This window comes from Bacillus cereus group sp. Bc031 (assembly GCF_027716265.1).
Taxonomy (GTDB): Bacteria; Bacillota; Bacilli; order Bacillales; family Bacillaceae_G; genus Bacillus_A; species Bacillus_A paranthracis.
The window spans coordinates 1-12,092 of the sequence record NZ_JAQFUL010000045.1 but is presented as its reverse complement, the minus strand read 5'-3'; the positions used below and the strand labels follow the sequence as shown (position 1 = coordinate 12,092).

The window sequence follows — 12,092 nt, the reverse complement described above, 5'->3', positions numbered from 1 at the left end:
GTAATCGTTATACTAAGCAGCGTGAAAACATGTCGATAATGTAGTAACAACATCTCTATAATTAATAAAAAAGTGTTTCGTAGGTAAAATAGCAGAGTAAGAAGTAGTATTATTTTTTTAACGAATACACAATCGTCATAAAGTAAGCTAATATGTAGCTGTTGTAAAGGTTTTATTTGGTGTTGTTTTATATATAAAACTAAGTCTTCGTAAAGTTGTCTACTAAAATCACTTACAGACCATTCTAATGAAAGCTGACCTGCTATGCTAGTCCACCATACTTTAAAACTACATATTAATTCTTTGAATAATTCTTTATTACATAAATGATTATCAAAAAGATTCTCATAAAAGATATGGTTTTCATCATAAAAAATTTGCGAATCATACTTGTCATTAGCCATTTGTTTGCGAAGTGAATGCCATAATTCTTTGAAATTTGCTTCAAAGTTAGTAGAAAAATTGAATTGTCTTGCTATGTAAGGAAATTTTAAATTTTCCTTTTTCTCTTTTTGGTTGAGATAAATATTTTGAATATAAATCATAAAGTTTAAACAATGGGGCGCATTAGTATGTATTGTAAATGAATCTGTCATTTTCGTTCTCTCCTTAAGTAATGTCTTTTATGAATTTATTTCTTTAGTATACAAATAAATGTAAACTAATGGTATAAAAATAAATTTGTACCAGTTTTCTTTTAGAATAATATTCATGTTATTGTGTATTAAGGGAATGGTAATAAATAGGATATAAAATAAAAAACTGAAAATTAAATCTTTTATTTCTTTTATAATTAATATAAAATTCTATATATATCATATAAATAAATTTGATACATAATGGTTCCATGTAGAAATGTTAATAGAATGAAGCGAGGGAGCGAAATGAGACAGAAAAAGGAGCAGAAGAAACAATCGAAAAAGAAAAAGACTCATATTCCTTTTCGGTTAAATGTACTATTTTTTATCGTCTTTCTTTTATTTTCAGCTATTATAATTCAATTAGGTAAAGTACAAATCATTGATGGAGAAACGTATAGAAATGAAGTGAACAAAAAGGAAGATGTAACGGTAAGTACACCTGTTCCTAGAGGGAAAATGTTTGATCGACAAGGTCAGGTGATTGTAAATAATAAACCACTACGAACCGTTACATATACGAAAATGAAAGGAGTAGATTCGAAAGAAGTTTTACAAGTAGCAAGACAGTTAGCCCAGTTAATTGAAATGTCGCCAGAGGATATAGACAAGTTAACAGAAACAGATAAAAAGGATTTTTGGATGCAGTTAAATGAAAAGCGGGCAGCAGAAAAAGTAACGAAAGAAGATGAGAGTAAATTTAGGAAGCAGGAGATAGAAGGGAAAGAATTAGATAAAAAAGTGGAAGAGTTACGTAGGGAAAGAATTACACAAGAAGAATTAAGCGAACTTTCAAAAGAAGACCTAGAAGTACTAGCTATTAAAAGCAAAATGAATGCGGGATATAAAATGACGCCGCAAATCGTTAAAAAAGATGTAAGTCAAAATGAATATGCAGTCGTAAGTGAAAGATTGGCAAGCTTGCCCGGAGTAGATACGACAGTAGACTGGGAACGTGAATACCCAAATGATAAAATACTTCGTTCTATTCTTGGTAGCGTTTCTACTGAAAATGAAGGATTGCCAAGGGAACAATTAGATTATTATTTAGTGCGTGATTATAACCGAAATGACCGCATTGGTAAGAGTTACATCGAAAAGCAATATGAAGACGCATTACATGGAACGAAAGAGCAATCTAGAAGCATTACAGATAAAGCAGGAAATATAATCCGGACAGAAAAAGTGACCGAAGGAAAAAGTGGAAATAATTTAATGTTAACAGTAGATATGGAGTTACAGAAAAAAGTAGAGGAAAGTCTTGAAAAGAATTTACGAGCATTTCATTCTGCAGAGCCGATGATGGATCGTGCATTCGTTGTAATGATGAATCCGAAAAACGGTCAAATTTTATCGATGGCAGGAAAGAAAATTGTAAATAAAGATGGCGGGATGCAAATAGAAGACTACGCTTTAGGAACGATGACAAGTTCTTATGAGTTAGGGTCCACTGTGAAAGGGGCTACATTATTAGCTGGTTATCAAACTGACACAATTAAGCCGTATACGCATTTCTTTGATGCACCTATGTATTTTAAAGGAAGCTCTAAGCCGAAGAAATCGTGGAAAGACTTTGGTGATATTGATGATTTAAGAGCTTTACAAGTTTCATCAAACGTATATATGTTTAATACAGCATTAAAGATGGCAGGTATAAATTATGTGCCAAACAATCCATTAGACATTAAACAAGAGACATTTAATAAAATGCGCTACTATTTTAGACAATTTGGTTTAGGTGTACCGACTGGTATTGACTTGCCGAATGAATCGATTGGTCAAATGGGTAGAACGGATAACGTACCTGGTTTTTTACTTGATTATGCGATTGGACAGTACGATACATATACGCCGCTTCAACTTGCTCAATATATTTCAACCATTGCAAACGGTGGTTACAGAATGAAACCGCAAATTGTGCAAGAAGTGAGAGAACAACCACATAGACCAGAGGATGTTGGAAAAGTTATTCGATCTATTGAACCAGTTATTTTAAATCGAGTGGATATGAACACTTCATACATTAATCATGTAAAAGAAGGATTTAGAAGGGTTTTTCAAGAGAATGACGGAACAGGTACTGCAACGTTTAAAGGATTACCGTATAAACCAGCTGGAAAAACAGGGACAGCTGAAACTGTGTATGGTGGAGAAAGTGAAATTGGAAGAGATGAAAACAATAATCGAAAAAAATGTTATAATTTAACTCTTGCCGGTTATGCGCCGTATGATGCTGATCCGGAAGTAGCTTTTTCAGTTGTTGTACCATGGGTAAATGATGACAAATCAGGAATTAATTCCGCGATTGGTAAAGAGATTTTGGATGCGTATTTTGAATTGAAAGCGAAAAGAGCAGGTGGAAATCCAGTCCCAGTAGAGCAGCCGAACAAGGCCCAGTAAAAATAATATCACTGCATTGAGACATATGGTGCAGTGATATATTTTTTGATTTAAAAAGCGTTTGAATAAGGTGGGAATGGATATGAAACAGGAGATTAAAAGAGGTTGGGGGAAATACATACTCTTCGTGTTTGTTTTGGTAATAGCCTATCATTCTTTTACTTTATGTAAAGTGGAAGGGAAATCGATGCAACCGACTTTATATGAAGAAGACTACGTATTTGTAAATAAAGCAGCAGTACATTTTTCCGATTTAGAGCATGGAGAAATTGTCATTATAAAGGAAGAGGATGAATCGAAATATTATGTAAAACGAGTAATAGGACTTCCTGGTGACGTAATTAACATAACGAATGGATCTGTATATGTGAATGATAAAAAACAAGAAGAACCGTATACAAATAAAGATTTATTCAATAATACGCAAGTGTTTTATAACTTTCAAAAGACAAAAATCCCACCAAATAAATTATTTGTAATGGGAGATAATCGTGAACTTAGTAGAGATAGTCGAAACGGTTTAGGATATATTGAAGAAGATAATATAATAGGCAAAGTGGAATTTGTATATTATCCTTTTTCAAAAATGAAGATCATAGAATAAGTGGGGGTTTCTCTATCCCCACTTATTAACGTTTCACTTTATCTTCTTTAAAAAACCTTTTGGGTTAAACGATATGAAAAACTTATGCTTAGATTCATCGATTATGAAATTGTTGTTTGTAGCTAAAAACTCTTCAACAGCTTCCATTGGGCCAGGTCCCCAATCAGGAGAAATAGGATTTCCATTAATAGATGTATCTTCTACTATAATATAACTGCCTTTAGTAACGATAGATTTATAAAGCAACAATTCTTTTGCTACATGCTCTTTACTATGATCAGAATCTAAAATCACTAAAATCACATCATCAGGTTTGCGCATACTTAATATTGTTTGCACAGCGGTTACTGAAACAGAAGAAGCTGTTAAATACGTAATACGATCATGGGATGGACGATTTGGTTGTGGAAATATATCAATAGTAAGAACATGACCTTTTCCAATTAAATCTAAAATGGAAGCTAAATACAGTGCGCTACCACCATAACAAGTGCCACATTCAATAATTAAATCGGGTTTTAATTCGTAAATCATTTCTTGATACAAAAAAAGGTCAGAAGGAAGTTTGAGAATGGGGACTCCAAGCCAATGTGTATCATATAACCAGACGCGACTATCGTAAAATTGTTTTAAAAATTCGCTGCTTATGTTATCGATTTTGAACACTCCTTTCTGGAAACGAAAGTTGTACAATATATTATGTGAGATATGATTGTAAGGAGAATGTTTTTGAATAAAAATGAGCAAAATACCTCATTAAAAAACCAGTTGTTTGTATAATAAGAATTTTTTTATGCAGCAAGTCTAATCAAAATGCTGTTTAAATTTTTAGATGAGGGGAAAAAGAAAGGAAAGAAACGTATGTATAAGTACACAATTTGTTTCATTAGAAAAGGAAATAAAATACTCTTATTGAATAGAAATAAAAAGCCAAATATGGGAATGTGGAATGGTGTTGGTGGAAAAATTGAAGATAATGAAACGCCATATGAAGGAATAATTAGAGAAACGCTTGAAGAAACAGGCATATATCTTCCAAGTGTAACGTATAAAGGGAATGTCGTTTTTAAAAGTAAGGACGAGTCTCAGGGGCGTGAAGGAATGTATGTATTCCTTGCTGATCTGCCAGATGGGGTACATATGGACACGCCAGTAAGTATGGCGGAAGGATTATTAGAATGGAAAGAAATTGATTGGATATTAAATAAGGATAATAGAGGTGTAGTGAGCAATTTACCAAAATACTTACCAATAGTATTAACAGAAGAAAATAAGTTAGAGCATATATTCACGTACGATAACGGGAATATTATTCATTACACAACTTCATTTTTGACAGATGATAATGCGAACACACGATATGTAAAAAAAAATCTTTCATGCTCAAGTTAATAAAATCTTTCAAAGAGCAATTAGCATTTGTATGTTGATTGCTCTCATTATATATAAGGGGGAAAGATATGTTTCAGAAATACAATTCATTGGCCATAATCGTTATATGTACGATGTTCCTCTTGGTAGCTTGTTCTAAAAGTGATAAAGAACTTAAAAACATTCAACAAGCGGACTATCTAGTATCCTATTCAAATGCAATGAAAGATGGTGGTTACATATATGCATATGATAAGAAAGGAAATACGATTAGTAAAATGGAAGTAGATGGTCAAAGTATGATGAGCAATGCAAAAGATGAAAAGGGATACTACTTTTCATCAAATAGAAATAACAATCATTATGCAATTGATAAGACTGGTAAGATGCAAGAAATCAGTAGACCGAAACAATTACAAGATGTAAACGCAGGGGCATATTTTATACATGCAGAGCAAGGTTATAAATTTTATGATGTGAACATTGGGCTGGTAGACGAAAAGAAGGGATATACAAGTGAACTTGTATATTGGAAAGATAGTGACAAAAGGCAAGAGAGTGTAGAACTAAAGGGAACGATTCAAGGTGCGCATATTATTGAGAATCATATATACGCATTTTCACAAACGCTAGACAAAGTATATATTTCAGAAATAGATTTGGTCACAAATAAAAAAACAAACGAATTTGAAATTCCTAATGAAAATGTGTATTTTGCACCAACTGCTCAAAAAATAATTTTTCAAAAGTATAAAGATAAACTAATACTCGCATTAAGTGATAATGTAAATCAAAAGCTGCCTTCGAAATTAATGATGATAAACCCGAAAACTAAAGTAGTAGAAAAAGAAACGGTATTAAATGACAAGCAATTCATACCTGTTTTAGTGCAGGTGTATGATAATAAGGTGTACGTTTTAAATCATGATGAAAAAATAAAAGAGTTAGATGAGAATTTGAATATCATACGTACATATTCACTGCAGAGTGATACAAAAATCGCTAGAGAGGACAAAGGGATTTCGGATATACAAGTACATGGTAATAAGTTATACATCTTATACAAAGATATGAATCCAAAGAGTAAAACGAAACAATTGGTAGCTGAGATTGAAGGATATGATTTGTTAACAGGAGGAAGTATTGAAAAGACTACTTTACAATTAGAGAGGAAATGGGATGATATTACCTTTCTTGTATTAAAAGAGTAAAAAAATGATTTGAAGGGAGTGACTCAAATTATGACATTCAAAAACGAGGAAGAACTAAATAAAGCTTTCGAGGCGGCCAAAGCGAGTCTAGAAATAGAAGGCATGACTGTTACAAAGGAAATGGAAAAAATTATAAAAGAAAAGGTATCCGGAAAGATAACGCACGAGCAACTTATTACATTAGCTGATGTGATTGCAAGACGTGGACGTACTTAACAATCTAGAAACCACCACAAAATTTTTAAAAATAAACGGGGAAAAAGAGATGGTAGATCCATCTCTTTTTCATATGCTCCATGATTAACTGCGAATCGCCTTAATCAGAAAACGATGTTGCGTCACATCAAAATATCCTTTTTGTAAGATGACTTTATGTATACGATATAATTCCTCATAATACCTTTCGACAGTAAAATTAGGGATTTGCCACGGAATTGCTTTTAAATAATAGACAATAGCACCAATGTCGTAAAAGCGTTGGAAAGGAAACTCTTCTTTTGCTTCTAAAATAGTAAATCCATTTTCCTTTAACTCACTACATGCTGTTTCAAGAGACCAACTTGCAAATTCGTTATTTAGCGGTGCGTTAAACTGCTCATTTAGTTCCGCACAATCGAGACCACCAACTTGTTGTGTAAGAAATATTCCATTAGGAGAAAGTATTCTATTTACCTCAGAAGCAGAATAGGATTCATGTTGATTCATAATGAAATCAAATTGTTCATCTTGAAATGGTAAAGCAGTATCATCAATTACTGCCACAACTGTAACCCCTAAAGGTTCTAATTTCTTCCGAGCAATTGGCAAGTTTGGTGCATAACCCTCAGTCGCATAAATAGTTGGTGGGAACGGTTGTAACATAGATAAAAACTCTCCGCCGCCAGTACCCATATCGAGCATTGCTTTAGCACGTTGCATAAGCTGATAAGCAGTGCTACCGTACGACCATGATAAAGGCTCGCTCTTCATTCGGCCCGTTTCTGAAATAAAAGAAAAATCCCAACCGCTAAAATGTGTATTTGCACTTTCTAATAAAGTTAAAAATAATAGATTACGTTTCATAATTATGTCCTCCTATTTTTCAATGAATGATATGATGAAAAAAGAAAAAGGAGGACCTCTTATGAAAGAGAAGCGGTTTTACGTTTCGTGCTCGAATAGATTCATATAAATTCGCTCCTTGTGAGAATGGTTATTTATATATTCGGGATAAGTAAGTGAAAGTCCTTTGAATTTGTGAGGGAAGGTTATGCTCTTCAATAATTGGGCCATTAAATGAAATAGTGCAATACGTATTGATTACATGAATTTTAACGTTTTTGAATTTTCTTGAATTATCCTCTTGAACCTCTAGTTACTTTAGGTTTTATAATGAATTTATATTTTTAATAGGGGGATTTACATGAATACGGATAAAAAGTTTTCTATTGGAGAATTCTCGAAAAAAACGGGCATACCAATTCCTACTTTGCATTACTATGATGAAATTGGATTGTTACAACCAGAAAAGAATCCTTCTTCAGGGCACCGCATTTATAAATATCAAGATATTATAACCTTACAAAAAATTATAAGTTTAAAATTTCTAGGCTATAGTCTAGATAAAGTCGCTAATTTGTTACATGAATCAAGCTTTAGCGTTGATCTGAATGAAAGCTTGTCTCTCCATTTGCAAGTGTTAGAAAGAGAACAAGAACAAATTGAGCAATCAATGCAAGTAATTAAAAGAGTAATGAAGTTAGTCGAAGAGGAAGAAGAGGTAGATAGTACTGTATTATTTAGTCTTATTTACGGTATGAATACTGAACATACACACAAAGAATGGACGGAACGCCATAAGTTAACGGATATCGTGGAAGAAATATCAAAGAAATCAGAAGAAGATAAAATTGCTTTGGATAAAACGTTTATTCACTTGTCTAAAAAGGTTAAGCAATTATATGGTAAACCAGTCGAGGATTCGAAAGTACAAGAGATGATTAAGGAATATATTGAAGAGTCTTTTTCATTTCTTAATGAGGATCTGATACAAAAGTTAGCTAATACTAGTGTGGAAGAACTGGATATGCAAGAACTTGAAAATATGATACCTTCGCCTTTCGCAGAAGATGAACAAAAATGGCTTAATGAAGCGATGGAATATTATATGAAGCAAGTAGAAATGGAATAGGGATAGATTTTATGAGCAATGGTAGGTGGTTTAGCTTTATCGAAATAATGCTATAGACCTTTCATTGAAGAAGTGGAATGTTGGAAAAATACGTTTGTTATTGCTGTATTTAAAAGAAAGAAATGCGTATGCTTTATTTTTGAAGCATACGCGTTTTTGTTTAAAATACTCAAAAACAAAAATCTTTTGGTAAAGTACCATTTTTAATCACCGTTCGTAACCCATGTTTTATAATCCAAGGATTAACTGGATGCTGTTTATCACGTAATTGCTGCAACCATTGAAAAACGAGTTCTTTATCTTCTTTCGTAATATCGTTAATATGATTGGCTACAGATTTTTGAACATATTTAGAAGGGTCATTCATTAAAGGCTCAAGAAGCTGTAAATTGTACTGAAAGTCACCTTTCAGAGCTCCTATTTTTTTAGCCCAAGGAAGTCTAGGTCTCGTACCTTCAGAAACTAATCTTCTAATGTGACTGTTTTCATCATGAATCCACTTTTGTAATATGTTTAGTGTGTCTTCATGGTATGTTTGAAGAAAAGGCCGAATGGCATATTCAGCAGTATTCCTTTTCGTTATTTCATACATGGCGTTGAATGAGGTTTCAAAATCGTTAAGCCCATATTTTTCAACGTATTTTGCAATAGGCATGTACATATATCCGTTTGTAAATGTACCTACTTCTGTTGTATTTTCTGGTCCTAATGTTTTCAGTAATATATGTATTGCTTCATTAAAATCTTTTTGTAAAGCATTGTGTAATTCATCTGCCATTACTTCAATACGCTGCTTTAACTCTAAATTTTCAACTTTACATGTTACGGAAGACACAAAGTTTCTTTTAGAGAAAGTAGGATCGTGTTTACAAATAGAATCAGCCATTTTTTCTGCTAATTCTTCGTTAAATAAAAATTTTAGCGGAACATATTTACCCATTTTTTCACCTCAGTGGTCAGTTGAAAACAAGTTTTATTTTTTAATCGACAATCCATAAACTAAAGTCTCACTCGGAGTCGTAATACTAAAACCTGTCGTCTTATAATCAAGCTTCACTGTATCACCAGTGTAGTCTTTCGTAAATGTATCCATTTGTACGATAAGGTCTGCATCTTCGTATACAACATCATCTGCAACATATGTATCCCAAATTAAATCGACATCAACGAAAATACTACAAGAGTTTGTCATTGTCCCTCTAATGCGAATGATTTTTTTATCTTCACGTTCTAATCTATGTATAGCTGCTTTTGCTTCATCAGTAATGCGAATGTTCATTGTATCCCAACCTTTATTTATATTTCCTTTATTATTGCAAAAACAGGGGCAATAGGGAAGCAAAGAGGTTTGCAATAAAAAACGAGCAAACAAATTTGTTTGCTCGTTTCACTTTATCCGACTTTAATGGGCAGTAAGACCCTCCCCTCAAAATGCAGCGAAAGAAAAGAAGTTAGGTGGGGGATCAACTGCCCATAAAAGTCCGATTGGTTCAACTAATAATCCGTGGGGGATGAAGAAAACCCCCACGGATTAAAGTTTCACTTTATTTCAGTTCACATTTATCAAGTGGAATGACTTTTGTTTTTTTCGTAAATTTGTATCCTAACCAAAGTACTAAGAAGAGTGGTAAACCGATGTAAGAAACGAGTACGCCGTTCCAATCGATTGATTCCCCCATAAATGCGCCGTAGTTTTGACCTAAAATTACGATGACGCAAAGTGCAAATGCGAAGATTGGTCCGAATGGGAACCATTTTGCTCTATAAGGTAAGTCATTTAAATCTTTTCCTTGTGCGATATATGCTTTACGGAAACGGTAATGACTAATTGCGATTCCAACCCATGCGATAAAGCCAGACATTCCTGATGCATTTAATAACCAAATGTATACAACACCGTCACCGAATAAAGAAGCAATGAAAGCGATACTACCGACAATCGATGTTACGATTAATGCGTTAACAGGTACGCCGCGGCTATCTAATTTACCAAGAAACTTCGGTGCTTTCCCTTGGCGAGCTAAATCCCAAAGCATACGAGTTGATGCATACATACCAGAGTTACCAGCAGATAGTACTGCCGTTAAAATAACAGCGTTCATAACAGAAGCAGCGAAGGCAACGCCCGCTTTTTCAAAAATAAGTGTAAATGGACTTACTGTTACATCACTTGCGGCAAGACTTTCAGTTGTATAAGGAATTAATAAACCGATAACGAGAATCGCAAGGATATAGAATAAAAGGATACGCCAAAAAATCGAACGAATTGCTTTCGGAATATTACGCTCTGGATCAGATGTTTCACCAGCAGCTACACCTAATAATTCAGTACCTTGGAATGAGAAACCAGCTGCCATAAATACACCGATAATTGCCATGATGCCGCCATTAAATGGTGCATCTGCAACAGTGAAGTTTTTAAATCCAACCGTTTCGCCGCCCATAATTCCGAAAATCATCATAAACCCGACAATTAAAAAGATAATAATTGTAGCTACTTTAATAAGTGCGAACCAATATTCAGATTCACCAAATCCTTTAACAGATAAGTAGTTTAAAAGGAAAATAATAGCTAAACATAATCCGCTCCAAATGAGGGAAGGAGTATCTGGAAACCAAAATTTCATAATTAATGTTACAGCCGCTAGTTCAGCAGCGATAGTAATTGCCCAGTTATACCAATAGTTCCATCCAAGTGCAAAGCCAAGTGATGGATCAACAAATTTTGTTGCGTACGTGCTAAAAGAGCCAGTAACAGGCATGTAAGCTGCGAGTTCAGCTAAGCTTGTCATTAAAAAGTAAACCATAATTCCAATTGCGGCGTATGCAATTAATGCACCGCCAGGTCCAGCTGAATGGATGACACCACCGCTGGCAAGAAATAGTCCGGTACCAATTGTACCGCCGAGAGAAATCATCGTAAGGTGCCTTGATTTTAGACCGCGTCTTAATTCACCTTTTCCTTTTGTAGCTTCTGTTTTAGAGGTAGCTTGATTCGTTGCGCTATTCATGTTCAACACTCCTTTTCTTGTAAGATAGGAAGGAGCGGGGGAGAAAAATACAAAAAACCGCCAAAGGAATTTGGCGGAACGTTTCACAAATAACCACCCCATCATACCCTTCCGTTAAGATAGCACCCCACGTTTACACGGTAATTTTGTAAACGTGACAGTTCTGTTCCTTTCGGAGACAGCCCCAGCTCATATTTCCAGAGAAGAAATATAAACTTCGGCAACTTTTCCTTTCAAACGGAGTCGGTGACTTTCTCTGTGTCTCGTCCGTTTTACTCTTAAAAGTCGCAACCTCTACCTCATCGGATTGATGAGGATTTGATATATTGCTAAGATTTTTAATATATGGCAATTGTAATGAGTTTCTGAATATATTGCAAGATATTTTGTAGGAAAAAATCAAAAAATATCGGTTATTGTATAGGAAACGCTTGCAAAACTCCACCCGAACCTACTATTATGTAACAATAAGCAAAGAAAAAATTGTTATACAAATGTTTCGCAAAAAATATTGAAAAACCCTTCAAAAATTAAAAGAAAATTCAGAAAATATAATTCGACATTCATAATCAGGTCATATTTTTTGATATAATTAGAGTAACGTGTAAGCAAAAAAGACCTGCGGTAGTATGTCAACTGAAAAACAACAGAATTTTTAGTTATCAAAGTACTATTTATTTAAAAAAG

At 33.9% G+C, this 12,092-nt stretch carries 11 protein-coding genes, 1 pseudogene and 1 riboswitch; of the genes and pseudogenes, 6 read left to right on the top strand and 6 right to left on the bottom strand.

Annotation, left to right across the window (positions count from 1 at the left end):
- Positions 1-12: 12 nt before the first annotated feature.
- Positions 13-596 (bottom strand): annotated as a pseudogene (locus PDQ33_RS17305) (hypothetical protein).
- A 288-nt stretch (positions 597-884) separates the two neighbouring features.
- On the opposite strand from PDQ33_RS17305, the gene PDQ33_RS17300 reads away from it, so the two are divergent.
- A complete protein-coding gene (locus PDQ33_RS17300; RefSeq protein ID WP_001249210.1) occupies positions 885-3,038 on the top strand; it encodes a peptidoglycan D,D-transpeptidase FtsI family protein in 2,154 nt (717 codons plus the stop codon).
- Between the two features lie 82 nt (positions 3,039-3,120).
- Positions 3,121-3,642 (top strand): signal peptidase I, encoded by a 522-nt coding sequence (lepB, locus tag PDQ33_RS17295; RefSeq protein WP_000806877.1) that lies wholly within the window; start codon positions 3,121-3,123, stop codon positions 3,640-3,642.
- 33 nt (positions 3,643-3,675) lie between these two features.
- Here lepB and PDQ33_RS17290 read toward each other — a convergent pair whose 3' ends face one another.
- Positions 3,676-4,308, bottom strand: coding sequence for a CmcI family methyltransferase (locus tag PDQ33_RS17290; protein ID WP_071743150.1), 633 nt, complete (start codon positions 4,306-4,308; stop codon positions 3,676-3,678).
- Between the two features lie 195 nt (positions 4,309-4,503).
- Between PDQ33_RS17290 and PDQ33_RS17285 the strand changes: the two genes are divergently transcribed.
- The 3 genes from PDQ33_RS17285 to PDQ33_RS17275 all read left to right on the top strand — a co-directional run bounded on the left by PDQ33_RS17285 (position 4,504) and on the right by PDQ33_RS17275 (position 6,440).
- Positions 4,504-5,034 carry an NUDIX hydrolase gene (locus PDQ33_RS17285; protein WP_061130686.1) on the top strand — a complete coding sequence of 177 codons (531 nt, stop codon included), beginning with the start codon at positions 4,504-4,506 and terminating at the stop codon, positions 5,032-5,034.
- A gap of 68 nt (positions 5,035-5,102) precedes the next feature.
- Positions 5,103-6,224: a hypothetical protein gene (locus tag PDQ33_RS17280; protein WP_061130670.1), complete on the top strand. Its 1,122-nt coding sequence runs from the start codon at positions 5,103-5,105 to the stop codon at positions 6,222-6,224.
- 30 nt (positions 6,225-6,254) lie between these two features.
- On the top strand, positions 6,255-6,440 hold the full coding sequence (locus tag PDQ33_RS17275) for an antitoxin VbhA family protein (RefSeq protein WP_000143190.1): 186 nt from the start codon (positions 6,255-6,257) through the stop codon (positions 6,438-6,440).
- Positions 6,441-6,524: 84 nt separating this feature from the next.
- Here PDQ33_RS17275 and PDQ33_RS17270 read toward each other — a convergent pair whose 3' ends face one another.
- The gene (locus tag PDQ33_RS17270; RefSeq protein WP_000828024.1) at positions 6,525-7,286 is read right to left on the bottom strand and encodes a class I SAM-dependent methyltransferase; all 762 of its coding nucleotides are present in this window, start codon (positions 7,284-7,286) and stop codon (positions 6,525-6,527) included.
- Between the two features lie 340 nt (positions 7,287-7,626).
- On the opposite strand from PDQ33_RS17270, the gene PDQ33_RS17265 reads away from it, so the two are divergent.
- A complete protein-coding gene (locus PDQ33_RS17265; RefSeq protein ID WP_001090706.1) occupies positions 7,627-8,394 on the top strand; it encodes a MerR family transcriptional regulator in 768 nt (255 codons plus the stop codon).
- A 169-nt stretch (positions 8,395-8,563) separates the two neighbouring features.
- Here the strand turns inward: PDQ33_RS17265 and PDQ33_RS17260 are convergent, their stop codons facing one another.
- The 3 genes from PDQ33_RS17260 to PDQ33_RS17250 all read right to left on the bottom strand — a co-directional run bounded on the left by PDQ33_RS17260 (position 8,564) and on the right by PDQ33_RS17250 (position 11,405).
- On the bottom strand, positions 8,564-9,334 hold the full coding sequence (locus tag PDQ33_RS17260) for a DNA alkylation repair protein (RefSeq protein ID WP_000521717.1): 771 nt from the start codon (positions 9,332-9,334) through the stop codon (positions 8,564-8,566).
- A gap of 33 nt (positions 9,335-9,367) precedes the next feature.
- A complete protein-coding gene (locus PDQ33_RS17255) occupies positions 9,368-9,673 on the bottom strand; it encodes an iron-sulfur cluster biosynthesis family protein (RefSeq protein WP_001026183.1) in 306 nt (101 codons plus the stop codon).
- A 265-nt stretch (positions 9,674-9,938) separates the two neighbouring features.
- Positions 9,939-11,405 (bottom strand): amino acid permease, encoded by a 1,467-nt coding sequence (locus tag PDQ33_RS17250; protein WP_001083374.1) that lies wholly within the window; start codon positions 11,403-11,405, stop codon positions 9,939-9,941.
- Between the two features lie 112 nt (positions 11,406-11,517).
- Positions 11,518-11,710: riboswitch (Lysine riboswitch) on the bottom strand.
- Between the last annotated feature and the right edge of the window lie 382 nt (positions 11,711-12,092).

Coding starts and splice junctions, on each gene's coding strand:
- PDQ33_RS17255 (WP_001026183.1), bottom strand. CDS start 9,673: ATGAACATTCGCATTACTGATGAAGCAAAAGCAGCTATACATAGATTA.
- PDQ33_RS17250 (WP_001083374.1), bottom strand. CDS start 11,405: ATGAATAGCGCAACGAATCAAGCTACCTCTAAAACAGAAGCTACAAAA.
- PDQ33_RS17275 (WP_000143190.1), top strand. CDS start 6,255: ATGACATTCAAAAACGAGGAAGAACTAAATAAAGCTTTCGAGGCGGCC.
- PDQ33_RS17285 (WP_061130686.1), top strand. CDS start 4,504: ATGTATAAGTACACAATTTGTTTCATTAGAAAAGGAAATAAAATACTC.
- PDQ33_RS17265 (WP_001090706.1), top strand. CDS start 7,627: ATGAATACGGATAAAAAGTTTTCTATTGGAGAATTCTCGAAAAAAACG.
- lepB (WP_000806877.1), top strand. CDS start 3,121: ATGAAACAGGAGATTAAAAGAGGTTGGGGGAAATACATACTCTTCGTG.
- PDQ33_RS17260 (WP_000521717.1), bottom strand. CDS start 9,334: ATGGGTAAATATGTTCCGCTAAAATTTTTATTTAACGAAGAATTAGCA.
- PDQ33_RS17280 (WP_061130670.1), top strand. CDS start 5,103: ATGTTTCAGAAATACAATTCATTGGCCATAATCGTTATATGTACGATG.
- PDQ33_RS17270 (WP_000828024.1), bottom strand. CDS start 7,286: ATGAAACGTAATCTATTATTTTTAACTTTATTAGAAAGTGCAAATACA.
- PDQ33_RS17300 (WP_001249210.1), top strand. CDS start 885: ATGAGACAGAAAAAGGAGCAGAAGAAACAATCGAAAAAGAAAAAGACT.